The organism is Buttiauxella cochleicola, assembly GCF_021283185.1.
Lineage (GTDB): Bacteria > Pseudomonadota > Gammaproteobacteria > Enterobacterales > Enterobacteriaceae > Buttiauxella > Buttiauxella massiliensis.
This window is the reverse complement of the sequence record NZ_JAJSOS010000016.1, coordinates 72,904-96,630: the sequence shown is the minus strand read 5'-3', so window position 1 is coordinate 96,630 and position 23,727 is coordinate 72,904. Positions and strand designations below refer to the sequence as shown.

At 51.4% G+C, this 23,727-nt stretch carries 25 protein-coding genes; 13 read left to right on the top strand and 12 right to left on the bottom strand.

Annotated elements, in window-relative coordinates:
• Position 1 precedes the first annotated feature (1 nt).
• The gene (gene fadA / locus LVQ76_RS20615) at positions 2 to 1,165 is read left to right on the top strand and encodes an acetyl-CoA C-acyltransferase FadA (protein WP_232866831.1); all 1,164 of its coding nucleotides are present in this window, start codon (positions 2 to 4) and stop codon (positions 1,163 to 1,165) included.
• A 294-nt stretch (positions 1,166 to 1,459) separates the two neighbouring features.
• A complete protein-coding gene (locus LVQ76_RS20610) occupies positions 1,460 to 1,798 on the top strand; it encodes a hypothetical protein (RefSeq protein WP_232922354.1) in 339 nt (112 codons plus the stop codon).
• A gap of 46 nt (positions 1,799 to 1,844) precedes the next feature.
• Here the strand turns inward: LVQ76_RS20610 and fre are convergent, their stop codons facing one another.
• The gene (gene fre, locus LVQ76_RS20605) at positions 1,845 to 2,546 is read right to left on the bottom strand and encodes an NAD(P)H-flavin reductase (RefSeq protein ID WP_151995921.1); all 702 of its coding nucleotides are present in this window, start codon (positions 2,544 to 2,546) and stop codon (positions 1,845 to 1,847) included.
• A 47-nt stretch (positions 2,547 to 2,593) separates the two neighbouring features.
• Positions 2,594 to 4,078, bottom strand: coding sequence for a 4-hydroxy-3-polyprenylbenzoate decarboxylase (gene ubiD, locus LVQ76_RS20600; protein WP_232922353.1), 1,485 nt, complete (start codon positions 4,076 to 4,078; stop codon positions 2,594 to 2,596).
• Positions 4,079 to 4,262: 184 nt separating this feature from the next.
• Here ubiD and rfaH point away from each other — a divergent pair, with 184 nt between their 5' ends.
• Complete coding sequence (gene rfaH / locus LVQ76_RS20595; RefSeq protein ID WP_232866824.1) at positions 4,263 to 4,751, top strand: transcription/translation regulatory transformer protein RfaH; 489 nt, start codon at positions 4,263 to 4,265, stop codon at positions 4,749 to 4,751.
• A gap of 36 nt (positions 4,752 to 4,787) precedes the next feature.
• Here the strand turns inward: rfaH and hemB are convergent, their stop codons facing one another.
• The 10 genes from hemB to udp form a co-directional block, all read right to left on the bottom strand.
• Positions 4,788 to 5,810 (bottom strand): porphobilinogen synthase, encoded by a 1,023-nt coding sequence (hemB, locus tag LVQ76_RS20590; RefSeq protein ID WP_232866822.1) that lies wholly within the window; start codon positions 5,808 to 5,810, stop codon positions 4,788 to 4,790.
• Positions 5,811 to 5,825: 15 nt separating this feature from the next.
• Positions 5,826 to 6,605, bottom strand: a complete 780-nt coding sequence (gene tatD, locus LVQ76_RS20585; protein ID WP_232905402.1) for a 3'-5' ssDNA/RNA exonuclease TatD — start codon at positions 6,603 to 6,605, stop codon at positions 5,826 to 5,828.
• Between the two features lie 42 nt (positions 6,606 to 6,647).
• A complete protein-coding gene (gene tatC / locus LVQ76_RS20580; RefSeq protein ID WP_232922352.1) occupies positions 6,648 to 7,439 on the bottom strand; it encodes a Sec-independent protein translocase subunit TatC in 792 nt (263 codons plus the stop codon).
• A gap of 2 nt (positions 7,440 to 7,441) precedes the next feature.
• On the bottom strand, positions 7,442 to 7,993 hold the full coding sequence (tatB, locus tag LVQ76_RS20575; protein ID WP_232922351.1) for a Sec-independent protein translocase protein TatB: 552 nt from the start codon (positions 7,991 to 7,993) through the stop codon (positions 7,442 to 7,444).
• Between the two features lie 3 nt (positions 7,994 to 7,996).
• Positions 7,997 to 8,257, bottom strand: a complete 261-nt coding sequence (gene tatA, locus LVQ76_RS20570; protein WP_034492140.1) for a Sec-independent protein translocase subunit TatA — start codon at positions 8,255 to 8,257, stop codon at positions 7,997 to 7,999.
• 85 nt (positions 8,258 to 8,342) lie between these two features.
• Positions 8,343 to 9,983: a ubiquinone biosynthesis regulatory protein kinase UbiB gene (ubiB, locus tag LVQ76_RS20565; protein WP_232905399.1), complete on the bottom strand. Its 1,641-nt coding sequence runs from the start codon at positions 9,981 to 9,983 to the stop codon at positions 8,343 to 8,345.
• The gene (gene ubiJ, locus LVQ76_RS20560; RefSeq protein ID WP_232922350.1) at positions 9,980 to 10,585 is read right to left on the bottom strand and encodes a ubiquinone biosynthesis protein UbiJ; all 606 of its coding nucleotides are present in this window, start codon (positions 10,583 to 10,585) and stop codon (positions 9,980 to 9,982) included. Before ubiJ ends, ubiB begins: the two co-directional genes overlap by 4 nt.
• Positions 10,586 to 10,598: 13 nt before the next feature.
• The gene (gene ubiE, locus LVQ76_RS20555) at positions 10,599 to 11,354 is read right to left on the bottom strand and encodes a bifunctional demethylmenaquinone methyltransferase/2-methoxy-6-polyprenyl-1,4-benzoquinol methylase UbiE (RefSeq protein WP_034492146.1); all 756 of its coding nucleotides are present in this window, start codon (positions 11,352 to 11,354) and stop codon (positions 10,599 to 10,601) included.
• Between the two features lie 91 nt (positions 11,355 to 11,445).
• A complete protein-coding gene (gene rmuC / locus LVQ76_RS20550) occupies positions 11,446 to 12,879 on the bottom strand; it encodes a DNA recombination protein RmuC (protein WP_232866810.1) in 1,434 nt (477 codons plus the stop codon).
• A 135-nt stretch (positions 12,880 to 13,014) separates the two neighbouring features.
• Entirely contained in the window at positions 13,015 to 13,776 is a 762-nt protein-coding gene (gene udp, locus LVQ76_RS20545) for a uridine phosphorylase (protein ID WP_034461657.1), read from the bottom strand.
• A gap of 270 nt (positions 13,777 to 14,046) precedes the next feature.
• On the opposite strand from udp, the gene LVQ76_RS20540 reads away from it, so the two are divergent.
• The 10 genes from LVQ76_RS20540 (at position 14,047) to LVQ76_RS20495 (ending at position 23,701) form a co-directional block, all read left to right on the top strand.
• Positions 14,047 to 14,871, top strand: a complete 825-nt coding sequence (locus tag LVQ76_RS20540) for a dienelactone hydrolase family protein (protein WP_232922349.1) — start codon at positions 14,047 to 14,049, stop codon at positions 14,869 to 14,871.
• Between the two features lie 263 nt (positions 14,872 to 15,134).
• Entirely contained in the window at positions 15,135 to 15,800 is a 666-nt protein-coding gene (locus LVQ76_RS20535; RefSeq protein WP_232866807.1) for a cysteine hydrolase family protein, read from the top strand.
• Between the two features lie 5 nt (positions 15,801 to 15,805).
• Entirely contained in the window at positions 15,806 to 16,681 is an 876-nt protein-coding gene (locus LVQ76_RS20530; RefSeq protein ID WP_232866803.1) for an oxamate carbamoyltransferase subunit AllH family protein, read from the top strand.
• 96 nt (positions 16,682 to 16,777) lie between these two features.
• The gene (fdrA, locus tag LVQ76_RS20525) at positions 16,778 to 18,337 is read left to right on the top strand and encodes an acyl-CoA synthetase FdrA (protein ID WP_232922348.1); all 1,560 of its coding nucleotides are present in this window, start codon (positions 16,778 to 16,780) and stop codon (positions 18,335 to 18,337) included.
• A complete protein-coding gene (locus LVQ76_RS20520) occupies positions 18,334 to 19,755 on the top strand; it encodes a YlbE family protein (protein ID WP_232922347.1) in 1,422 nt (473 codons plus the stop codon). Before fdrA ends, LVQ76_RS20520 begins: the two co-directional genes overlap by 4 nt.
• Positions 19,752 to 20,711 carry a carbamate kinase gene (locus LVQ76_RS20515; RefSeq protein ID WP_232922346.1) on the top strand — a complete coding sequence of 320 codons (960 nt, stop codon included), beginning with the start codon at positions 19,752 to 19,754 and terminating at the stop codon, positions 20,709 to 20,711. The genes LVQ76_RS20520 and LVQ76_RS20515 overlap by 4 nt, the downstream gene beginning before the upstream one ends.
• A gap of 54 nt (positions 20,712 to 20,765) precedes the next feature.
• Complete coding sequence (locus LVQ76_RS20510) at positions 20,766 to 21,158, top strand: allophanate hydrolase-related protein (protein WP_232905393.1); 393 nt, start codon at positions 20,766 to 20,768, stop codon at positions 21,156 to 21,158.
• Positions 21,159 to 21,183: 25 nt separating this feature from the next.
• Positions 21,184 to 22,407 (top strand): cytosine permease, encoded by a 1,224-nt coding sequence (locus tag LVQ76_RS20505; RefSeq protein WP_232922345.1) that lies wholly within the window; start codon positions 21,184 to 21,186, stop codon positions 22,405 to 22,407.
• 78 nt (positions 22,408 to 22,485) lie between these two features.
• Positions 22,486 to 23,391: a LysR substrate-binding domain-containing protein gene (locus tag LVQ76_RS20500; RefSeq protein WP_232866788.1), complete on the top strand. Its 906-nt coding sequence runs from the start codon at positions 22,486 to 22,488 to the stop codon at positions 23,389 to 23,391.
• 145 nt (positions 23,392 to 23,536) lie between these two features.
• The gene (locus tag LVQ76_RS20495) at positions 23,537 to 23,701 is read left to right on the top strand and encodes a hypothetical protein (RefSeq protein WP_232905391.1); all 165 of its coding nucleotides are present in this window, start codon (positions 23,537 to 23,539) and stop codon (positions 23,699 to 23,701) included.
• Positions 23,702 to 23,727 lie beyond the last annotated feature (26 nt).

Genomic DNA, 23,727 nt, shown 5'->3' with positions numbered 1-23,727 from the left:
CATGGAAAAGGTTGTAATTGTTGATGCCATCCGCACCCCGATGGGCCGTTCAAAAGGCGGTGCGTTCCGTAACCTGCGTGCAGAAGATCTTTCCGCCCATTTGATGCGTGGGATTCTCTCACGTAACCCGGCACTTGAAGCCGCAGCACTTGATGACATTTATTGGGGCTGCGTGCAGCAGACGCTGGAGCAAGGTTTTAATATCGCGCGTAATGCGTCATTGCTGGCAGAAATCCCACATTCGGTTCCGGCTGTCACCGTAAACCGCCTGTGTGGTTCTTCGATGCAAGCGCTGCACGATGCTGCTCGTATGATTCAAACCGGGGATGCACATGCTTGTCTGATTGGTGGCGTGGAACATATGGGCCATGTGCCGATGAGCCACGGTGTTGATTTCCATCCGGGTCTGAGTCGTAACGTGGCTAAAGCGGCAGGCATGATGGGTTTAACCGCCGAAATGCTGTCGCGCATGCACGGTATCAGCCGTGAGATGCAGGACCAGTTTGCTGCTCGTTCACACCAACGAGCATGGGCTGCAACCGAAGCTGGTCATTTCAAAAATGAAATTCTGCCGATCAGCGGTCATGACGCAGACGGCGTGCTCAAACGTTTTGATTATGACGAAGTGATTCGCCCGGAAACTACCGTTGAAGGTCTGGCCGCTCTGAAACCCGCATTTGACCCGGTCAACGGAACCGTCACGGCGGGCAGCTCTTCTGCTCTTTCCGATGGTGCTTCAGCCATGTTGCTGATGAGCGAATCACGCGCCAAAGAGCTTGGCCTGAAGATTCGCGCTTATGTTCGCTCTATGGCGGTCGTTGGCTGTGATCCTTCCATTATGGGTTACGGACCTGTTCCGGCATCACAACTGGCATTGAAAAAAGCGGGCCTGACTGCCGCCGATATTGACCTGTTTGAGATGAACGAAGCATTCGCTGCACAGATCCTGCCATGTATTAAAGATCTGGGTCTGATGGATAAGATCGACGAGAAGATTAACCTGAACGGCGGTGCGATTGCGTTGGGTCACCCGCTCGGTTGTTCCGGTACGCGCATTAGCACCACGTTATTGAATCTGATGGAACGTCGTGATGCGCAGTTTGGCCTCGCCACCATGTGCATCGGATTAGGTCAGGGTATTGCCACTGTTATTGAAAGAGTTTAAGGAATTAATACCCTAAATTAAGAGGTCATCCCCTAAATAATTCGAGTTGCATCGCGGCGGCAACTGAGTGAATACCCGGGAGCATAGATAACTATGTGACCGGGGTGAACGAAGACAGCCAACAAAGAGGCAGCACGAATTATGACGGGGAAGGTTTAGTTGCTGTTGTTCCCGCCTGTCAGGGGCGGGTTTTTTCTTCTCCTCGAACCTCCCTCGCTGTACATATATTGCTCTGAACATCTCAACGTTCTATATTTCGCCTGGCTATGACGCCATTCTAATTAAGGGAATAAGATGAAGATTGTTCCGGCTTTACTGATGACCAGCCTATGTCTGGCCTCTATCGGGGCCAATGCAGCGGAATCGGGTGATATCAAAACGGCTAAAGATTGCCTGGCTTATGGAAAGCGGGTCATGAAAAACAACCCAGATATGATGATTGTGCTAAATCAGGCAAAAATAAAAAACGAAGGGATTCAGATTAACAGATACGAAGAAAAGATAGGCAAGCAGCCTGTGTCTAGCGAGGTTGTGGCAACTATAAGCAGTTCGCAAGAAATACGCGGCTCCATTCTGTGTCTGTATGAATCAGACAAAAAACCGCTCTATTTCCATTACACACCGTTTGAATAAACGTTGTTAACACTTGGCCACCGCATAAAACGGTGGCCTTTATGCATCAGATAAACGAGAACGCATCACCAAACATGCGATCAACCTGCGCACTACGTTCATTGCAGAACAAGTCGCGGGCAATTTTCGCCATCTCAAAACGCCCGGCAATATAGATATCGTGCCCGGCAAGCGTTCCGTAATCCTGCATCACCGCAGTCAGCACAGTGCCAGTACGCCCACGCCAACCTGCTTCAGGTTGTTCAACAACCGCTTCAACACGCAGATTTGGATGAACCACGGACAGCGCTTCCAGCTCAGACAGGTCATAAAGATGTTTATCTTCACGGCCGCCCCAGTAAATCGCGATTTCACGTTGTGGATTACGCGCCAGCGCCGTCAGCAAAATTGAACGCACATAAGAGAAGCCGGTACCGCCAGCAATCAGAATCAACGGACGATCTTCATCGTCGCGCAGCCAGGCATCGCCGTGTGGAATATCAACAACGATCTCTTTTTCTTTCAAAATACGGTCCATCACGGCCATGGCGTACAGATTAATCTCTGACGCGCCAATGTGCAGCTCGATAAACTCGTGGTCGCTCGGCGTGGATGCCATGGAGAACGGACGTTTGTCGCGCTCATCCATCACCACCATCAAATACTGCCCGGCCTGAAAGGAGAACTTCGCTTCCGGCAGTAATCGAACGCGATATACCGTGTCGGTTATCGCTTCTACCGAGGTCACTTTACAGCTTAAGGTTGTCATGCTTCCCCTCTGTCGGGTCAATAATGCAAAACCGTAAAATCCGCCACTCAGGCGTTTTTACTGTCGTCGAAAATAGCCAGCTCATCCCAGATTGCATCAATACGCGCGCATACTTCTGCATCTTTCTTAATAGGACGACCCCATTCACGTTGGGTTTCCCCAGGCCATTTATTGGTGGCATCCAGTCCCATTTTTGAACCAAGACCGGAAACCGGCGAGGCAAAATCCAGGTAATCAATTGGCGTGTTTTCTACCAGTACGGTATCACGCGCCGGGTCCATACGCGTGGTGATGGCCCAAATTACATCGTTCCAGTCACGCGCGTTGACATCATCATCACAAACGATGACAAACTTGGTGTACATAAACTGTCGCAGGAAAGACCACACTCCCATCATCACGCGCTTAGCATGGCCAGCGTATTGCTTCTTGATGGTGACAACCGCAAGGCGATAAGAGCAGCCTTCCGGCGGCAGATAAAAATCGACAATTTCCGGGAATTGTTTCTGCAAAATCGGCACAAACACTTCGTTAAGTGCCACACCCAGAACCGCAGGTTCATCCGGTGGACGTCCGGTGTAAGTTGAGTGATAAATCGCATTCTGCCGCTGGGTAATATGCGTCACGGTAAATACCGGGAAGTCATCTACTTCATTGTAGTAACCCGTGTGGTCACCATATGGCCCTTCCGGTGCCATTTCACCTGGCTCGATATAACCTTCAAGCACAATTTCCGCACTGGCAGGCACTTCGAGATCGTTGGAAATACACTTCACGACTTCCGTTTTTGTGCCGCGCAGCAAACCAGCAAACGCATATTCGGAAAGCGTATCAGGCACCGGCGTTACCGCGCCAAGAATAGTGGCAGGATCTGCACCTAACGCGACTGAAACCGGGAAACGCTCACCCGGATGTTCCGCACACCACTCCTGGAAATCAAGTGCGCCGCCGCGATGCGACAACCAACGCATAATCAGTTTGTTTTTACCAATAAGCTGCTGGCGATAAATGCCCAGATTCTGGCGCTCTTTATACGGGCCACGCGTGACCGTCAAACCCCAGGTAATCAGAGGTGCTGCATCTTCCGGCCAGCATTGCATGATAGGGATGCGCGTCAAATCGACTTCATCACCCTCAAAGATTTGTTCCTGACAAGGGGCGTTACGCAGGCGCTTAGTCGGCATATTCAGAACTTGTTTAAACTGTGGCAGCTTATCGAACAAGTCGCGGAAACCTTTCGGTGGCTCCGGCTCTTTCAGGAAGGCCAGTAATTTACCCACTTCGCGCAGCGCCGACACATCTTCCTGCCCCATCCCCATCGCGACACGTTTTGGCGTGCCAAACAGGTTGCACAGCACTGGCATGTCATACCCTTTAGGGTTCTCAAATAGCAGCGCAGGGCCATTGGCGCGCAAAGTACGATCGGCAATTTCAGTCATTTCCAGGTACGGATCGACTGGCATTGCGATACGCTTTAGCTCACCGCGTTGTTCGAGTAGTTCCAGAAAGTCGCGTAGGTCGTGGTATTTCATGCAATTAATCGTAGTCAGGATTTGGCGGTCATTATACGGGCTTCATGCACAGCATGCTGTATTTTTGTTAATAACGCGTAAATGCTTATCTGATAACCAATCAGTGATTGGTTATACCTGAGCCGTCTATCCCTGATAACGGCCTTTTGCTATTCTTCCTCGGTTAATGAGGAAAAGAGACACTATGGAATCCTGGTATTTGTTGTACTGCAAACGAGGTCAATTACTACGGGCGCAAGAGCATCTCGAGCGTCAGGACGTGAATTGCCTTACCCCGATGATCAAAATTGAAAAGATCGTTCGAGGCAAACGCACTGCGGTCGATGAACCATTGTTCCCAAACTATATGTTTGTCCGGTTTGACCCTGAAAATATTCATACCACAACCATAAACTCTACGCGTGGCGTCAGCCATTTCGTGCGTTTCGGCAGCCTGCCGGCTACTGTACCGAGTGATGTGATTGAGCAGCTCATCAGCCACACCCCGGAGAACGTTCTGGACCCGGATACGCCGTACGAAGGCGATCGCGTGGTGATAACCGAAGGGGCATTCGAAGGTCTGGAGGCGATTTTTAGCGAACCAGACGGAGAAGCCCGCTCTATGCTGCTGCTCAACTTGTTGAATAAACAAGTGATGCAAAGTGTGAAGAATACGGATTTCAAAAAGACGTAAAAAAGGGCCAGCGATTGCTGGCCCTATATTTTGACTCTAGCGCTGCATTTGCTCGTCATGCAACCATTGCGCGACACGCTTCGAGAAGTACGTCAGCACACCATCAGCACCTGCGCGTTTAAAGCACAGTAACGACTCCATGATAGCCGGCTTTTCTGCCAACCAGCCGTTCTGAATCGCCGCCATATGCATCGCATATTCACCGGAAACCTGGTAGGCAAAAGTTGGCACGCCAAAGGTGTCTTTCACGCGGCGAACCACATCCAGATACGGCATACCTGGTTTTACCATCACCATATCTGCGCCTTCTTGCAGATCCTGAGCGACTTCCTGCAAAGCTTCATCGCTATTGGCCGGGTCCATCTGATAGGTCTTTTTATTGCCACCTTTCAGGTTGCCGGATGAGCCAATTGCGTCACGGAACGGGCCGTAATAGCACGATGCGTATTTCGCGGCATAAGACATAATCTGGGTATTCACGAAACCATCCAGCTCAAGCTGGTCGCGAATCGCCCCGATACGACCATCCATCATGTCACTTGGCGCGATGATTTCAGCCCCTGCTTCTGCATGAGACAGCGCCTGGCGCACCAGAATTTCACGCGTAATATCGTTGATAACGTAACCGTCTGCATCAATCACGCCGTCCTGACCGTGAGTAGTGTATGGATCAAGCGCAACGTCGGTCAGCAGACCCAGTTCTGGCACGGCATCTTTCAGTGCGCGAACCGCACGCTGAACCAGCCCGTTCGGGTTATAAGCTTCTTCAGCATGCAGCGACTTCCCTGCGCTCTCGATGACCGGGAACAGGGACAGCACCGGCACACCCAGCTTCGCAACGGCTTCCGCTTCTTTGAGCAGCAAATCGATAGTCATGCGGTAAACGCCCGGCATTGACGCCACTTCTTCCTGACGGTTCTGACCTTCCATCACAAACACAGGGTAGATAAGGTCATTAACCGTTAATTGATTTTCGCTCACCAGGCGGCGGCTGAAATCGTGACGACGGACGCGGCGCATACGGCGGCCAGGAAACGTACCGGGAAATGCATAGCTCATTTACTTTCTCCTGATTTAAGCCAACCGGAAAAGACGGCGGGCATTGTCATCTGTTACTTGCGCAAGCCAGGCGGGATCTTCTCCACGCCATTGAGCCACCTTGTTCAGGATATGCGGCAAGTAACAGGGTTCGTTCCGGCGGGAAGCAGGTTTTGGTTTTAGATCCCGCGGTAACAAATAGGGGGCATCGGTTTCCAGCAGCAGTTGATGTGCTGGGATCACCGGTAGCAATTCACGTAATTCTTGGCCACGGCGCTCATCGCACACCCAACCGGTCACGCCGATGAAAAGCCCACGCGCCAGACACTCACGCGCTTCATTTTCTGTACCGGTAAAGCAATGCAGCACCACACCTGGTAATTTATCGAGCCATGGGTCGAGCAGAGCAATAAAACGTTCGTGTGCCTCACGGCAGTGTAAAAATACCGGCATCATCAGGTCAGCCGCAAGGGCCAGTTGTGCGGTAAAAGCACGCTCTTGTTCAGCTGGTGTTGAGAAATTACGATTGAAATCCAGGCCACACTCGCCGATCGCGACCACTTCAGAAGCACCAGCAAGTTTGCGAATAGCCTCTGCCGTTTCGTCTTGCCACTGGCTGGCATCATGAGGGTGAACACCGGCGGTAGACCAGCACCCTTGATACTGTTGTGCCAGTAACAAAGCTTGCTCGCTTTCATGCAGGTTCGTGCCGGTCAGCAACATGCCGCTGACTCCCGCTGAATGCGCGCGAGCAACAACTTCTGCATGATCTTTCGCAAACTGTGAGCTGGTAAGATTTACACCGATATCAAACATAGCGCCTTCCAAACGACGACCGCCCTGATGGGCGGCCTGAAATTATGACTCTTTATTAGAGTGTTGGTCTTCTGCTTCTGGAGCATCTTCCGGGTCTTCTTCACCTCTTCTACGCCCTTTACCGACATAGAAACGAGAGAAGAACACGCCGACTTCAAACAGGCAGTACATCGGAATTGCCAGTAGTGTTTGCGAAAATACATCCGGCGGAGTCAACAGCATACCAACAACGAATGCACCAACCAGAATATACGGGCGCTTTTTCTTTAACGCTTCCGGGCTGGTTACACCCATCCAGCACAGCAGAATAATTGCTACCGGTACTTCAAAAGCCACACCAAATGCCATAAACAATGCCATGACAAAATCGAGGTATTTCGTTATGTCAGTAGACATCACGACCCCTATTGGCGCGGTTTTCGTCAGGAAACCAAACGCTAAAGGGAACACCACGAAATAGGCAAAAGCGATGCCGATATAAAACAGCATTGTGCTGGAGAACAGCAGTGGCATAACCAGTTTGCGCTCGTGTTTATAAAGCGCAGGCGCAATAAACGCCCAGATTTGATAAAGAATGATCGGTGCTGACAAGAACACCGAGACATAAATCGTCAGTTTAATAGGCGCAAAAAACGGTGATGCGACATCGGTAGCAATCATCGTTGAGCCTACCGGCATCTGGCTGATAAGCGGGGCGGAGACAATTTGGTAAATGTCGTTCGCAAAATAAACCAGTGCCAGGAAAATCACCAGCACAGCGATAATGCTATTTAATAGTCGCTTGCGTAGCTCAATCAGATGGCTGATAAGCGGTTGGGTATCTTCTACGGCCATGTTTACTGTTTATCACTCGAAGGTTGAGAAGACGCTGGTATTTTGGCTGGTTCTGCCACGGGTTTAATCTGAGGCTGGATCAACTCGTCAGAAACTGCCGCAGGTGCAGGAACTGTTTCCGGCTCAACGGCAGGAGCCTGATCGGGCGCACTGGCCTGGTGTGCTGCGGTGGCAGGAGTCACGCCGTCGTGGCTATCCTCGGCATCTTTTATCAATGGGTTATGGATGGTATGAGCCTCGTCACTCCCCTTTTCAGGTTCCTGAGTGTACGAGCGTTTCATTGACTCTGCAGCCTGACGCAGCTCATCCATTGATGCCTTTAGCTCTGGAGTGAGGTTATCCATGCTCGCCTTTTCAACCTTCTTCAGGCTGTCTTGCAGCTCCTGAATTTTCAGTTCCTGAACCAGTTCATTTTGCACAGTTGCCGCGAGCGAACGCAAAGCACGAACCCACCCGACAACCGTTTTAACTGCCACAGGCAAACGTTGTGGCCCGAGAACAATCAGGCCAATCACGAACACCAGTAGCAACTCACTGAAACCAATATCGAACACGGTTTACACCTGCTCTTTATCGTTGCTCTTTGCTTCGTCTTTCTTCACTTCGCCAGGCTGCTTATCAGCGAGTGTTTTCGCCGTGAAATCAGCATCCTGAACGGATTTATCTTTCTCTTTGTCTTCATCGTCACCCATCGCTTTTTTAAAGCCTTTGATGGATGCGCCCAAATCAGAACCGATAGAACCCAGTTTCTTGGTACCAAACAGCAGAACGACGATCACGGCAATGATCAACAATTGCCAAATACTGATACCACCCATAGTGTTGCCTCAGAGTCATAATGATAAAAAGAATAACGGTCCATATTGTACCGCACGTTGTCTGTTAAAAACGATTAAAAACAACTCAGGTTGAGCGCCGCCAGCCAATCAGCCAGGTCACAATCCCCCCGGCCATCAACCAGGCGGGCATAAATTCCCATTCTGGTTTGTTAATCAATAATAAAGTCCCGCTTAGCATTAGCGTAGCGCCAATGCCAAACAGATAGCGCGATTGCGACTGACGTACCTGATTGCGTTGTAAATCTCGCGTTATTTTATCAACGCTGTGCTGTAATTGTTTACCCTGGCGCAAACTGTCGTACATCAGTTCTGGCAGTTCTGGCATTTTTTCTATCCAGAACGGTGCTTTTTCTTTAAACGAACGGATAAGCGCAGGAATACCCACCTGATCTTTGATCCAATCTTCCAGGAAAGGCTTGGCTGTTTTCCACAAATCCAGTTGCGGATAAAGCTGCCTTCCAAGCCCTTCAACGTAAAGTAGCGTCTTTTGCAATAAAACCAGCTGCGGCTGCACTTCCATATTAAAGCGGCGTGCCGTATTGAACAGGTTCAGCAGCACATGGCCAAAGGAAATTTCCGCTAATGGCTTTTCAAAGATAGGCTCGCAAACTGTACGAATGGCAAACTCGAAGTCTTCAACATTCGTGTCTGGCGGAACCCAGCCTGAATCCACATGCAGTTCAGCAACTTTGCGGTAATCACGGTTAAAGAAGGCGATAAAGTTCTCAGCCAGATAGCGCTTATCTTCTTTATTGAGCGAACCCACAATACCGCAGTCGATACCAATGTATTGCGGGTCTTCAGGGTGTTCATAGCTGACGAAAATATTGCCTGGATGCATATCCGCGTGGAAGAAGCTGTCACGGAAAACCTGGGTGAAGAACACCTGCACGCCACGCTCTGCCAACAGTTTCATGTTGGTGCCCTGCTTATGAAGCATCGCAATATCAGAAACGGGAATACCGTAAATTCGCTCCATCACCATCATGTCCTGACTGCAATAGTCAGAGAACACTTCCGGTACATACAGCATCGAGCTACCTTCAAAATTGCGGCGCAACTGAATGGCGTTTGCCGATTCGCGCAGCAAATTTAGCTCATCAATTAAGGTCTTCTCATATTCGCGCACAACTTCAAGCGGGCGCAAACGGCGGCCATCAGGCAGCAAACGCGGTACCCATCGTGCGAGACGATAGATTAGTTTCATATCCGCTTTGATGATCGGCAAAATATCCGGACGAATAACTTTGATAACCACTTCTCGCCCATTCTCTTTCAGGCGAGCGGTATGTACCTGGGCAATGGAAGCTGACGCGAGCGGTTTGATTTCAAAATCGTCAAACCAGGCCTCTACGGGAAGCCCTCCCATCGCTTGTTCGATTTGTTTTTTTGCCAGTGCGCCGTCAAACGGTGCAACGCGATCCTGCAACATCGCCAGTTGATCGGCAATTTGCGGTGGGAACAAGTCACGACGTGTAGAAAGCATCTGGCCAAACTTGATCCATACCGGGCCAAGTTCTTGTAAAGCCAGACGCAAACGCTCACCCAGAGGCTTTTCTTTATGGCGGTTTGGCATCCAGAAAAGCATACGCCGCCAGATACGTAATGGCAGCGTAATGCGGACACGAGGGATCAGTTCATCCAGACCATAACTAAGAAAAGTGCGGACAATGAAATAGAGGCGACGAATTTCTCCAGGCGTCATTTGTTCTCCAGTTTGTTCAGTCGCGCGATGAGTGCGTCAACATTTCGTTCGACTGCTGCCGTTTCCTCAGCAAACCATGCAACCTCAAGCGATCCCGGTGCCATCTTCCACTCTTCCGTAATGGCTTCTGACAGGTATTGCTGGTTACGGGTAAATTCTTTTTTGAATAACTTACCGCCACCACGGATAACTTTACTGATGCCTTCGGCGGCAATATCACCGATGTAAGGCGCTAATAATTCAGCAGGATCGAACTCGGCAAGATCCATCAGAGAAACCCAATTCTGGACAACCTGAAGATCGCCTTGTACCTCTAATTCACCGCTGCGAATCAGCGCAGTAAGTTGCTGCCTGTCACGTAGTTTAGGCAAGGTGCCAAGCCCGGTCAGCACCAAGCAATCAGCTTCATCTTCCCACTGGCCCAGTACATCAATTTGCTGTTCGCTAAAGACCAGAACAATTGGCGAAGAGAACTCTTTAAGCTCAACGCGTAATACCTTACCCACTAAGCGCTGACGTGCCGCTTTCAGTCCCCGATCGCGCCAGAGAAAAGTATTGAGGATATTTTCAATTCCGGCAGTCATTAGCGGTGTAAAAGGCATCACGAGTTCCCTGTCAGAATTTATAGCCACGGTGCAGAGCAACTACGCCAGCCGTCAGATTGAAATAGGTAGTATTTTCAAAGCCCGCATCTTCCATCATCGCTTTCAATGTTTCTTGATCAGGATGCATGCGAATAGACTCAGCCAGATAACGGTAGCTTTCTGCATCCTGCGCAACAATTTCACCGATTCGTGGCAAAATGTGGAAGGAGTACGCATCGTAAGCTTTGCTCAGTGGTTCAATAATCGGTTTAGAGAATTCCAGAACCAACAGGCGGCCACCTGGTTTTAATACGCGATACATTGAACGCAGCGCTTTCTCTTTGTCTGTCACATTACGCAGACCGAAAGAGATGGTGATGCAATCAAAAAAGTTATCCGGGAATGGCAGGGCTTCAGCGTTAGCCTGAACATAGTTCACGTTGCCAACCACACCGATGTTGCGCAGTTTTTCGCGCCCCATTTTCAGCATTGAGTCATTGATATCAGCCAGAACCACTTCGCCTGTTTCACCAACCAGTCGAGAGAACTTAGCGGTTAAATCGCCGGTTCCGCCTGCTAAGTCCAGTACGCGCTGACCACGACGAACACCACTGCAATCAATGGTGAAACGCTTCCATATACGATGGATGCCAAATGACATTAAGTCATTCATTACGTCGTATTTTGCGGCCACAGAGTGGAACACATTAGCGACCATATCGGCCTTCTGTTCCTTCGCTACAGTGCGAAAGCCAAAGTGTGTTGTTTCCTGGGATTCTTCAACCATCTCAATGCCTGCTTGTCCAAAAAATGTTTGTGAAGTGTAACAGAATGGGGCCTAAAGCCCTATGCTTCAAGCTGCAGGGTTTAACCGAAGCTCAACGCTCACCGACGATTCGTCGGTTCTCTAAACTGTTGTCCGTGTTCTTTTCTTCGTCGTTTTCATGCTCATGGCGCTCGGTGTTATCGCCGTCTTCAAGTCTGGCCTGCTCGACTAAATCTGGATTAATCTCACGTTTAACCTCAACACCCAGACCACGAAACGCATCAGCCTGGAGCAGAATATTTCCGCGCCCGGTAGAGAGTTTTTTCATCGCCTGTCGATAATTATCCTGCGCTTTATCCAGGCTTTGACCAATCGCCGACATATCATCAACAAAGAGGCGCATTTTGTCATACAGGCGGCCTGCGCGTTCGGCAATTTGTTGCGCATTCCGGCTTTGATGCTCATAACGCCACAAATTGGCAACCGTTCTTAACGCCACAAGCAGCGTGGTCGGGCTAACCAGCATGATGTTATTCTTGAGTGCTTCACTGATAAGTTCCGGCTGGCGGTCAATCGCCAGTAAAAATGCGGGCTCGACCGGGATAAACATCAGTACATAATCCAGCGACCGCAGCCCAGGCAACTGCTGATAGTCCTTACGGCCCAGCATGCGAATGTGATTACGCACCGCTGCAATATGCTCGTTGAGGGCGATTTCACGAGTTACGTCGTCGTCACCGTTGTAGTAACGCTCATAGGCCACCAGCGTCATTTTGGCGTCGATAACCACATCTTTGCCCTGCGGCAAACGCACGATGACATCCGGCTGCATGCGGCTGTTATTTTCTAGCTGAATGTTTACCTGGGTTTCGTATTCATACCCTTCGCGTAAGCCGGAGGCTTCCAGCACACGTGTTAGTACAACCTCACCCCAGTTTCCCTGGGTTTTATTGTCCCCTTTCAGGGCTTTGGTGAGGTTCAGTGCCTCTTGTGCCATCTGAGCATTAAGCTGCTGAAGGTTACGAATTTCGTGGGTTAGCGTGTGGCGTTCGCGAGCGTCCTGGCCAAAACTTTCCTGAACCTGGCGGCGGAAACCATCCAGTTGTTCGCGCAGTGGCGAGAGCAAGCCATTCAAACTTTGGCGGTTTTGCTCTTCAACTTTACGTCCACTGTGTTCAAAAATCCGGTTGGCGAGGTTTTCAAATTGTTCGCTGAGGCGCTGCTCGCTGTTGAGCATCTGGCGATGTTTGTCATCAGCATTTAGACGGGTTTGTTCCAGAAGTGTGGAAAGTTCGCGGATATCGGCTTCCTGCGCACTGTTAATTTCAAGCTGAGTGCGCAACTCGCGGTTGAGTTGTTCACATTCTTCTTTCCAGTGCTGGTTTTGCTGCAACTCCTGCCGTGCCGCAGTCAGTTCGCCGTAGATTTCTCGTTGTTCTTCATGCAATGCGGATTGCCGCCCGGCCGCCCGCAAACTTGCCAGCAACCAGCCAGTCAGAACTCCAACCAGCGCAATACCGAGCCCGAATAAAATAGAAATATCCACAGTCACTCCCACAAAGTCATACCAGGCACCAGCAAAATAAAATTGTGCTGTATAAATGTCCAGATGAAAAGGAGTTTACTGCGAGACGTTACGCAAAGCGTAAAAATTAAGCCGGCTTGCACCGGCTTTGGGGGACTAGATCAGGCGACGAGCTGCTTCTACAACGATTTTAACCGCATGGCTTTCGGTTTTCTTCATCGTTTCAGCGTTAGGAATTTCTTGCTGAGTACGGTTCACAATCACACCTGCAACCATACCTGCACGCAGACCCTGGCTTGCACACATGGTCAGCAGTGTTGCGGATTCCATCTCGTAGTTCATCACGCCCATCTGCTGCCACTCTTCCATGGAACCTTTGTAGCGGTTCACTACGCGGCCTGAGAAGGTGTCGTAACGCTCCTGGCCTGGGTAGAAGGTATCAGAAGATGCAGTCACACCAATGTGTGTGGTCGCGCCAATAGATTTCGCCGCTTCAACCAGTGCGGTAGTACACGCAAAATCGGCAACCGCCGGGTATTCCATTGGAGCAAAGTGCAAGCTGGCACCGTCAAGGCGCACAGAAGCAGTTGTCACCAGAACATCACCAACATTGATATGCGGCTGAATTGCACCGGTAGTCCCGATACGCAGGAAAGTACGAATACCCAACTGCGCCAGTTCTTCCACCGCGATAGAGGTTGATGGACCACCGATACCGGTGGAACAGACGATTACTGGCTTGCCGTCTAACTCAGCACGCCAGGTAGTAAATTCACGGTGGGCAGCCAATTTGACCGGCTTGTCCATCAGCACAGCGATTTTTTCAACTCGCTCAGGATCGCCCGGGACGATGGCAAGTGTTGCCCCTTGCAGATCGCTTTTAGTGAGGCCGAGGTGAAAAACATCAGACTTGGACATAACAAACTCCTGCGTTGAATAGGTTGGCTTACATTGCTATGGGGGTACTGTACAGAACCCTCACAAATAATTTCGTGACGCATTTCACTTTGAATCAAACAAGTTACATTATTTTCAACTGCAATAGTGATGAAAATCACATTTAAAGGGGTGGCGCTCATAGTTCTGATATTGAGATGAGTGCGACTAAACAATCCACCAGCAACTCGAAGAATAACGGGGAAAAGCTATAGTTATCGCACTGCGCTAATTCTGGTAAGGAGAATGCCAATGAAAGAAGAACATACAGGTAAATCACCGGGCGGGCATTTTGCGCCAGCGGCCTGCCCTCTTGCGTCAACCGCATTGCATACCCCAGATGATGCTATTCATGCAGGGGAAACCTCAATTCCTACGCAGGGCGAAAACATGCCTGCTTATCACGCCAGGCCAAAAGATGCCGCAGGCCCTTTACCCATCGTGATTGTAGTGCAGGAAATTTTCGGCGTGCATGAGCATATTCGCGATGTCTGCCGTCGCCTGGCGCTGGAAGGGTATCTGGCAATCGCGCCAGAGCTCTATTTCCGCCAGGGTGATCCCAATGATTATGCCGATATCCCTACCCTGTTCAGCGGGCTGGTTTCAAAAGTACCCGATGCACAGGTGCTCGCGGATCTTGATCACGTCGCCAATTGGGCGGCAAGAAACGGTGGTGATGCACATCGTTTGATGATGACAGGGTTTTGTTGGGGTGGCCGTATAACGTGGCTGTATGCCGCACACAATCCACAGTTGAAAGCAGCTGTGGCCTGGTATGGCAAATTAGTAGGCGAGAAGACATTAAACTCCCCGCATCACCCAGTCGACATCGCAGTCAATTTGAATGCGCCCGTACTTGGCCTCTATGGCGGGCAGGACACGGGAATTCCACAGGATACAGTCGAAACAATGCGCCATGCTTTGCGTGCCGCTAATGCCAACGCAGAAATCGTCGTCTACCCGGAAGCGGGCCATGCTTTTAATGCGGACTACCGCCCGAGCTATCATGCTGAATCGGCAAAGGATGGCTGGGTACGGATGCTGGCGTGGTTTGAACGATTTAGTGCAAGCAGGTAACCCATTTAACTCAAAGCCCGTCAGGCTCACATTATCGCGACAATTTTTTAGTGTCTGGCGGGTTTTTACATCAATTTTTTTGCAGCATTCTCCCACAATTTGAACCCTCTCACACTTCCTCTCCAGCACTTGTTAATCCATTTCGTTGATACAAATTATTCGTTGCAGCTACGGAAACTATTTCGCTGTTTTAAGCAGCATATCTTCTGAATACTCGTCTACAGACAATGTAATTACTCACCTGGTGAACTGGAGATTTTAAGATGACTCATGCTTTTGAAGCTCAACCTTTTGCTCTGCCCTTTGATCCAAAAACGACCGCGCTGGTGATGATTGATATGCAGCGTGATTTCGTAGAAGCCGGTGGTTTTGGCGAAGCGCTGGGTAATGATGTTTCGCTGGTTCGCAGCGCAATCGAGCCGTGCAAACGCGTGCTCGAGGTCGCTCGCCAGAAAAATATGCTGGTGATTCATACCCGTGAAGGCCATCGCCCGGATCTGACCGATTGCCCTCCAGCTAAACTGACTCGTGGCGGCAAAACCTTTATCGGCGAACCAGGTCCGATGGGCCGTACTCTGGTGCGTGGTGAAGCGGGCCACGACATCATCCCTGAACTCTACCCAGTTGCTGGCGAGCCAATTATTGATAAGCCAGGCAAAGGGGCGTTCTACCAAACTGATTTGCACCTCATTCTGCAAAATAGCGGCGTTAAAACCTTGATCGTCTGCGGCGTCACCACTGAAGTTTGCGTCAACACCACCGTACGCGAAGCAAATGACCGTGGCTACGAGTGCATTATTCCAGAAGACTGCGTAGGTTCTTACTTCCCGGAATTCCAGAAATACGCACTGGAGATGATCAAAGCCCAGGGCGCAATTTTCGGCTGGGTCAGCGATGCAAACTCCGTGATTAAAGGCCTGAAAGGCTAATCAGCATGGCTATCGTCACGCTTGCAGCGCAGTCCATTGGTTATCTGGCCGCCACCCGGCTACCAAAGAGTGCGCATATTCACAGCTGTTTTGCACACGCAATCAACCTGATCGCTGACGATGGCCATCTTTTTACTCTTTTAGCGGCAGATATTTACCAGAATTTGCCCGATGCAGTGCGAGTGACATTACCCGCAGGCTGGGACTGGCGGCAGCAGGCAATGCGCGGCGAAGCGGTTCAATTGATCGCCAGGCAATGGCAAGCTCCGCGCTGGCAGGTGGATTTAAGCAAAGCAGTCGTCTGGCAACCCAGGCTTAACGGTTCATCATTGAGCCTGAATGCGCTGCCAGAGGCTTTGCAACACTACGAAACGCTGGCCTCACAATTGCTGCTTTACTGCCTGGAACACCAGGTGGAAAGCGATTTGCTCTGGGCATCAAGCCCAATGAGCAAAGACGAAAGCAAGCACCGGCTGGCACCATATGAACTGCCAGAACAGCTCGAAAACCAGGTGGTGAAGCTCATCGGTTACGGCAAAGGTTTAACTCCGGACGGCGATGATTACCTGTTGGGTTATCTGGCGGCACTCAGCCCGTGGCAACTCACCCCTGAGTTGCAAGCACACCAGACGCGGCTGCAACTGTTAATTGAACAACATCTGCCGCGTACCACGGACATCAGCCGCCATTATCTGTGCCGGGCGCTGGAAGGCCACTTTTCCCAGCCCATCTGCGCGATGCAGGAACAACTCACCTCGCAAGCGCCAACCACGATGGTTATCCGCGCCGCAGAACAGGTCATGCAATTTGGCGCGTCTTCGGGTGTCGATTGCCTCGCCGGAATGCTGCACGGGTTGCGTAGCTTAAAAGCAACTCTCTGACATCACCCAATCCCCCCGTGCAGAGCCACAAAAACTCTGCAAGGGACAGCTTTGCCCAAATTTCACTATTGGGCAGTAAGAAACAGGCATAAACCGATGAAATCAGAATATAAAGTTTTCAAAAATCTCTATCAGGATTCCGTTTCTCTGATGCAGATATCCGCTCAAATCAGCAAATTGCCAGGCATTCAACAGGCATCCGTGGTGATGGGAACGGCAACTAACCTCGAGCAACTGCACGACGCAGGACTTGGGGACAACATCAGCGCCGGGCCGAACGACCTGATTATCGCGGTGATGGGTGCTGAAGATGCTTGCGAGGAAGCGCTGGAACTGGCTCATCAACGCCTGAACAGTAAACCCGAAGATAGTAGCAACGACGGTGTGCGCACGCCGGATCTGGTGAGCATGGAGATGGCGCTGGAAAAAGAGCCTGCTGCAAATCTGGCACTGATTTCCGTGCCTGGCGATTACGCCGCTGGCGAAGCGATGAAAGCCCTGAATTTGGGTATGAACGTAATGATGTTCAGCGATAACGTCAGCGTCGTGCAGGAAAAAGCGATTAAAGTGCACGCCCGCGAACGTAACCTGATTGTCATGGGGCCAGACTGTGGCACAGCCGTTATTAACGGTATTCCGCTGGGTTTTGCCAACGTCGTTAATCGCGGCGCGATTGGTGTGGTCGGCGCATCCGGTACCGGCGTGCAGGAAGTTACCTGCCGTATCGACCAGCTTGGCGCGGGGATTTCTCAGGCACTCGGCACCGGCGGTCATGATTTAAGTGAAGAAATTGGCGGCATTTCCATGCTGTTCGGCCTGCAAGCGCTGGCAGAAGATGAAGCCACAAAAGTCATCGTTTTAATTTCTAAGCCCCCTTCAAAAGCGGTTGCCGAACGTATTCTCGAGCAGGCACAGGCGGCAGGCAAACCCGTGGTAGTGAACTTCCTCGGAGCAATTCCTGCAGAGATTACCCGCCCAAATGTCACCGCAGCGACAACCCTTTCCAGCGCCGCCGACCTTGCTGTCGCGCTGCTGAATAACACTCCGCTGATTCAGCACGCTTTACAGCCAGACGCGGCCCAAATAACCATGCTGCAAACTGCAGCACAGGCGCTACCTGCCAGCCGTCAGTTGATTCGTGGCGTCTTTGCGGGCGGCACTTTCTGTTATGAAGCACAGCTTTTGTGCCAACAACATGGCTTTACAGCCTCCTCTAACACGCCAGTTTATGGCAACCGCAAACTGACTGATATCTGGAAAAGTGACGGCCACACCCTGATCGACATGGGTGATGACGATTTCACCCGTGGCAAACCGCACCCGATGATCGACCCGACGCTGCGCAACCAGCGCCTGCTGGTTGAACTGAGCGATCCACAAACCGCCATCGTGCTGTTTGACCTGGTGCTGGGCTATGGCGCAGCCGAAGAACCTGCCGCTGAATTGCTGGAACTGCTCGCCAAAATCGACAAAGCCAACGCCCCGCTGTTGGTCGCTCACGTCTGCGGCACACAAGCAGACCCGCAACAGCGCAGCCGACAGATTGAATCCCTGCGCAACGCAGGAGTGATTGTCGCCGATTGCAACGCGCAGGCAGCCATTTGGGCGAGCATCGTGGCGCAGACTCAGGCTAAGAAAAACGGAGTAACCGCATGAATACCTTATTTAATCAGCCACTAAAAGTGGTGAATGCGGGGCTTGCGGGCTTCGCCAACAACATTCAAAAAGTCGGCGGCGATGCCATTGCGCTGAGCTGGCAGCCACCTGCGCTAGGTAATATCGAAGCGGGTTTAGATCTGGCGGATTTGCTGCGCCACCCGCTGGTTGAGCACGCAAACCAAGTCGCAATGGAGCATTACCTGAACGCACAGCCAGTATTGGTTGACGTGATGATGGCTGACGAAGCGATTCCGGCAATGGCAGAACGCAAACTTATCCTGCATTCCGGCCCGCCAATCAGCTGGGAAAATATGTGCGGCCCGGTAAAAGGGGCGATTGTGGGTGCCATTCTGTTTGAAGGTTGGGCCACCAGCCACGAAGAAGCCGAACTGCTGGCAAAAAGCGGAAAAGTTGACCTTGAACCTTGCCATCATTACAACGCCGTCGGCCCAATGGCGGGGATTATTAGCCCATCCATGCCGCTGTGGGTGATTGAAAACAAAACCAACGGCAAGCTGGCTTTCTGTAACTTCAATGAAGGTCTTGGCAAAGTGTTGCGCTTTGGCGCGAATAACGACGAAGTTCTACAACGTCTGCACTGGATGCGCAACGAACTGGCTCCGGCACTGAAAGTGGCCGTGCGCCACATCGGCGAACTGGAATTAAAACCGCTGATGGCACAAGCGCTGCACATGGGTGACGAAGTTCATAACCGTAATGCCGCTGCAACGGGCCTGCTGATCAAGCGCCTGGTCCCTGCGCTGTTGGCCAGCAACATGCCGCTGGAAACCCTGCAACGGGTTGTGGAATTTATCACTGGCAACGACCACTTCTTCCTTAACCTTTCTATGGCCGCCTGCAAAGCGATGATGGATGCCGCAGCCAATGTGCCTTTCAGCTCGATGGTGACCGTAATGGCGCGTAACGGCGTAAACTTCGGCATTCGCTTGTCCGGCACTGGTGACCAGTGGTATCAGGCTCCGGCAAACCCAGTCGAAGGCTTGTTCTTCCCGGGCTACGGTGTCAATGACGCAGCAGCGGATTTGGGCGACAGCGCTATTACCGAAACCGCAGGTGTTGGCGGCTTTGCGATGGCTTCTTCCCCGGCCATCGTGAAATTTGTCGGCGGCACACCAGCCGATGCCACTAACAACAGCCGCCGCATGCAGTTCATCACCCTTGGCTCAAACCCGGCATTCACCTTGCCTGCACTGAATTTCGCGCCAACGGCGGCGGGTATCGACGCACGTAAAGTGGCTGACCGCGGCATTCTGCCGGTTATCAATACCGGTATCGCCCATAAGCAAGCGGGGGTCGGTCAGATAGGTGCCGGGATCACCACCGCACCGATGTCCTGCTTTGTTGATGCCATTCAGGCACTAGCCAAGGTCGTTTCCCAGGGAGAGAACACATGAGCAAACCTTTAGCAATAGTCGCCGTAGGCGGCAATGCGCTGATCCAGGACGATCGCCACAACAGCATTCCAGACCAATACGAAACGGTAATGGAAAGCGTTAAACACATCACCGATATGGTCGAAGCCGGATGGGATCTGGTGCTGACTCACGGTAACGGCCCGCAGGTTGGCTTTATTCTGCGCCGCTCTGAGCTGGCGAGCCCTGAAGTAGCTCCGGTGCCACTGGATTACGCCGTCGGCGACACCCAGGGCGCGATTGGCTACATGTTCCAGAAAGCACTGCACAACGAACTGGCTCGCCGCGGCATTTCTAAGCCTGTTGTGGCTCTCGTTACCCAAACACTGGTCAATCAAAACGACAGCGCTTTTGCTAACCCAAACAAACCGATCGGTGCGTTTATGGACGAGCAAACCGCTATTCAGCGCCAGCAGGAACTCGGCTGGACGATGATGGAAGATGCTGGCCGCGGCTGGCGTCGTACCGTGCCGTCACCGGCTCCCCTCGAAATTATTGAACGCGACACTATCGCGCAGTTGGTTAAACAGGGTTACATCGTCATCGCCTGCGGCGGCGGTGGTATTCCTGTGATTCGCGACGAGAAGCAGCAACTGAGCGGCGTTGAAGCGGTGATCGACAAGGATCTGGCTTCTGCCCTGCTAGCTCAGCAACTCGGTGCCGATCTGCTGCTCATCCCAACGGGCGTGGAGAAAGTGGCGATTAACTTCGGCACGCCGCAACAACAATGGCTGGACACGCTGACCATCGCGCAGGCACAGAAACTGCTCGACGAAGGTCAGTTTGGCGTTGGCAGCATGCAGCCAAAAGTTGAAGCGATTCTTGGTTTTGTGAAAGCAAGCGTCCAGGCGGGGAATGCCGCAAGCGGCCTTATCACTAGTCCACAAGCAATTAAGGCCGCACTGAATCACCAAAGCGGCACGTGGATCGCACCTTAATCAAATTTATCTGGGGAGGACATCCTTCCCATTAGCAATTTCTGGAGAATTATCATGACAGCAACCACTTTACTCGCCGTTAACGGCACCCTGATGCGCGGGCTGAAACTTAACCCCAATATGCAGAAAGCGGGAGGTACTTTTGTCCGTGAAGATCGCACCGACGCGCACTACCGCATCTGGAGCATTAACGATGACCATCCAGGCATGATCCGCGTGGAGCACGACGGTACCAGCGTTGAGCTCGAAATCTGGGAGCTGCCATTGGTGAGCTTCGCGGCATTGCTGGAAAGCGAACCTGCGGGGTTGTCTATCGGCAAAGTCAAACTGCAAGACGGCAGCATCGTGCTGGGTGTGTTAGCTGAAAACTGGCTGACTGAAGGCCAGCGCGAAATTACCGAACTCGGAAGCTGGCGTAAATACACCGGCCATTTCCATACTGCTTAACAGCGCAATTCAGAGGGAACAAGATATGCGTAAGACCCAAGAGAGTCTCAACACGGCGTCAGGATTACGTATTGCCATGATTTTGCTGGGGATCGCCGTAACGCCGGTCCTGTTGTCATCTTCGAGCCTGGGAAATCAGCTTTCCAGCTCTGGTCTGATTAGCGTTGTGCTGCTGGGTGGGTTGATTTTGACCATCTTGTCTGCCATCACTATCAGCGTCGGCGAAAAAGCCCGCCTACCCACTTACGGGATTGTGAAATATCCCTTTGGTGAAAAAGGCGCAATTGCGATCAACATCCTGATGGCGATCAGCCTGTTTGGCTGGATTGCCGTAACGGCCAATATGTTTGGCCATTCGGTACACGATTTGCTGGCGCAACATGGACTGGAGTTACCGGTACAGCTATTGGTGGCTACGGGCTGCGTGATTTTTGTCGCGTCTACCGCGTTTGGTTTTGCGGTATTGGGGAAAGTCGCGCAAATCGCCGTACCCGTCATCGCCGCCATGCTTTGCTATATCCTTTATATTGCGACTCATACTGCTGTTGCCGCACCCGCTGCTGCAATCAGCATGAATACGGGTGTCGCAGTATCAACTGTGGTGGGTACTATTATTGTGTTGGTCGCCACATTGCCCGATTTCGGCAGCTTTGTGCATAACCGTAAACACGCGCTGATTGCGGCGGGAGCCACCTTCCTGATTGCTTATCCGCTGCTGTACTGGGCTGGTGCAACACCAAGTGCGATTAGCGGCCAGGGTTCTTTGCTTGGCGCAATGGCGGTGTTCGGTGCGGTTATGCCTGCGGCTCTGCTGCTGATTTTTGCCTGTGTAACGGGTAATGCCGGGAACATGTTCCAGGGCACGCTGGTAGTTTCAACGCTGTTGACTCGCTTCCCGAAATGGCAGATTACAGTGGCACTCGGCGTGTTGTCTGCGATTGTGGGCAGCATGGACATTATGGCGTGGTTCATTCCATTCCTGCTGTTCCTCGGTATTGCCACACCACCCGTTGCAGGAATTTATATCGCTGACTTCTTCCTTTATCGCCGCAACGGCTATGAAGAATCAGTGCTGTCCCGCGATCCGCAAATCAAGGTGCTCACCTTTGTGGCGTGGATCCTCGGTGCTGCGGTCGGCTTTATGACAGTGAAAGGTTTGTTCACTCTGACGACCATTCCTTCGGTTGATTCCATTCTTGTGGCCTGCATCGCTTATACAGTACTGAGCAAGATAGGTAACCACCGCTAATTCCTGGGTATAATTGGTGTAATCAAGTGGCCGGAACGAGGAACGATCTGGCCCTTCAACGCATTCAGGGATCCTGCCATGTTCATCTCCGACGAAACTATCCGTGTTGTCCATTTGGTTGCTAAATATCAGAGCATCACAACCGCTGCCGAACAGTTGAACAAAGTCCCTTCTGCGATTAGCTACACCATTAAAAAAGCCGAAGAGAGCATTGGCGCGGAGTTGTTTATCCGCAAAGGTCGTTATATCGAGCTGACCTCTGCCGGGGAATACTTCATCCAGCACAGCAAAAATATCCTTCACGACCTGGAAGCCCTAAAGCGTAATACCGTGCTGATTCAGGACGGTGTGGAACAAGAGTTGGTGGTAGCGGTGAATAACATTATCCCCACACCAGTGTTGGTGGACTTTATTTGGGATTTTGAGCGGCAGTTCCCATCGACTATGCTGAGAGTAAATCTCGAGGTATATAACGGTTGTTGGGATGCGCTTTACAGTAAACGAGCTGATTTAGTGATTGGTGCGCCACATGCTGTTCCCAGCAGCGAAGGGATTATCAGCGAACCGATTGGCCAACTGGAGTGGGATTTTGTTGTCGGCCCGCAACATCCATTAGCGGTCCAGGTGCAGCCATTGCAAAATGCCGAACTACGCCAGTATTCCGCGATTTGTATCCGCGATACCGCAGTGAATTTCATTCCCCAGCAAGCCTGGCTACTGGAAGGGCAAAAGCCGCTCTTTGTGCCCGATTTCCCTACGGCAATTTCGCTTATAGAGAAAAACGTCGGCATCGGTTATATCCCCCATCATCTGGCACAGCCGTTACTCAATAACGGGCAACTGGTGAAAAAGCCGATGCAGGAACATAAACACGCCACCAAACTATTTCTCGCTGCACGTTCAGACGGCATGGGGAAAGTGTGCCAATGGTGTATGGATTATTTGCAGCATCCGGTAGTTGCGGGGAGATTGAGTAGGGGGTGAGTGTGCTGAAAGTCGTTTTACAAGCACCGCTACCGGACCACATGATTAAGAGCCTTACCGTGCAATAACACAGCCCGATAATTACCGCTGTGCACTGACTACCGACTCAGAAACACTGCGCGAATATTGTGCATCGCTAACCATTGTGTTGCTGAATCAACTGGAATCACCAGAGCAGCAAGAACACATCATCGGAATACTCTTCGAACTGGTGAATCTACTGGCCGAAGATTTAAAAGCGCCGCGTTTTGTGAACACGGCGAAAGGCCTGGTGATGACGAGTGGTGAGGCTGTATCAGTCGTCCACTAAGTAAACAGATTTATCCTGTGTAGCGA

Excerpts from the sequence above, each read along its gene's own strand:
- fadA (WP_232866831.1), top strand. The coding sequence starts at position 2 with ATGGAAAAGGTTGTAATTGTTGATGCCATCCGCACCCCGATGGGCCGT.
- LVQ76_RS20610 (WP_232922354.1), top strand. The coding sequence starts at position 1,460 with ATGAAGATTGTTCCGGCTTTACTGATGACCAGCCTATGTCTGGCCTCT.
- fre (WP_151995921.1), bottom strand. The coding sequence starts at position 2,546 with ATGACAACCTTAAGCTGTAAAGTGACCTCGGTAGAAGCGATAACCGAC.
- ubiD (WP_232922353.1), bottom strand. The coding sequence starts at position 4,078 with ATGAAATACCACGACCTACGCGACTTTCTGGAACTACTCGAACAACGC.
- rfaH (WP_232866824.1), top strand. The coding sequence starts at position 4,263 with ATGGAATCCTGGTATTTGTTGTACTGCAAACGAGGTCAATTACTACGG.
- hemB (WP_232866822.1), bottom strand. The coding sequence starts at position 5,810 with ATGAGCTATGCATTTCCCGGTACGTTTCCTGGCCGCCGTATGCGCCGC.
- tatD (WP_232905402.1), bottom strand. The coding sequence starts at position 6,605 with ATGTTTGATATCGGTGTAAATCTTACCAGCTCACAGTTTGCGAAAGAT.
- tatC (WP_232922352.1), bottom strand. The coding sequence starts at position 7,439 with ATGGCCGTAGAAGATACCCAACCGCTTATCAGCCATCTGATTGAGCTA.
- tatA (WP_034492140.1), bottom strand. The coding sequence starts at position 8,257 with ATGGGTGGTATCAGTATTTGGCAATTGTTGATCATTGCCGTGATCGTC.
- ubiB (WP_232905399.1), bottom strand. The coding sequence starts at position 9,983 with ATGACGCCTGGAGAAATTCGTCGCCTCTATTTCATTGTCCGCACTTTT.
- ubiJ (WP_232922350.1), bottom strand. The coding sequence starts at position 10,585 with ATGCCTTTTACACCGCTAATGACTGCCGGAATTGAAAATATCCTCAAT.
- ubiE (WP_034492146.1), bottom strand. The coding sequence starts at position 11,354 with ATGGTTGAAGAATCCCAGGAAACAACACACTTTGGCTTTCGCACTGTA.
- udp (WP_034461657.1), bottom strand. The coding sequence starts at position 13,776 with ATGTCCAAGTCTGATGTTTTTCACCTCGGCCTCACTAAAAGCGATCTG.
- LVQ76_RS20540 (WP_232922349.1), top strand. The coding sequence starts at position 14,047 with ATGAAAGAAGAACATACAGGTAAATCACCGGGCGGGCATTTTGCGCCA.
- LVQ76_RS20535 (WP_232866807.1), top strand. The coding sequence starts at position 15,135 with ATGACTCATGCTTTTGAAGCTCAACCTTTTGCTCTGCCCTTTGATCCA.
- LVQ76_RS20530 (WP_232866803.1), top strand. The coding sequence starts at position 15,806 with ATGGCTATCGTCACGCTTGCAGCGCAGTCCATTGGTTATCTGGCCGCC.
- fdrA (WP_232922348.1), top strand. The coding sequence starts at position 16,778 with ATGAAATCAGAATATAAAGTTTTCAAAAATCTCTATCAGGATTCCGTT.
- LVQ76_RS20520 (WP_232922347.1), top strand. The coding sequence starts at position 18,334 with ATGAATACCTTATTTAATCAGCCACTAAAAGTGGTGAATGCGGGGCTT.
- LVQ76_RS20515 (WP_232922346.1), top strand. The coding sequence starts at position 19,752 with ATGAGCAAACCTTTAGCAATAGTCGCCGTAGGCGGCAATGCGCTGATC.
- LVQ76_RS20510 (WP_232905393.1), top strand. The coding sequence starts at position 20,766 with ATGACAGCAACCACTTTACTCGCCGTTAACGGCACCCTGATGCGCGGG.
- LVQ76_RS20505 (WP_232922345.1), top strand. The coding sequence starts at position 21,184 with ATGCGTAAGACCCAAGAGAGTCTCAACACGGCGTCAGGATTACGTATT.
- LVQ76_RS20500 (WP_232866788.1), top strand. The coding sequence starts at position 22,486 with ATGTTCATCTCCGACGAAACTATCCGTGTTGTCCATTTGGTTGCTAAA.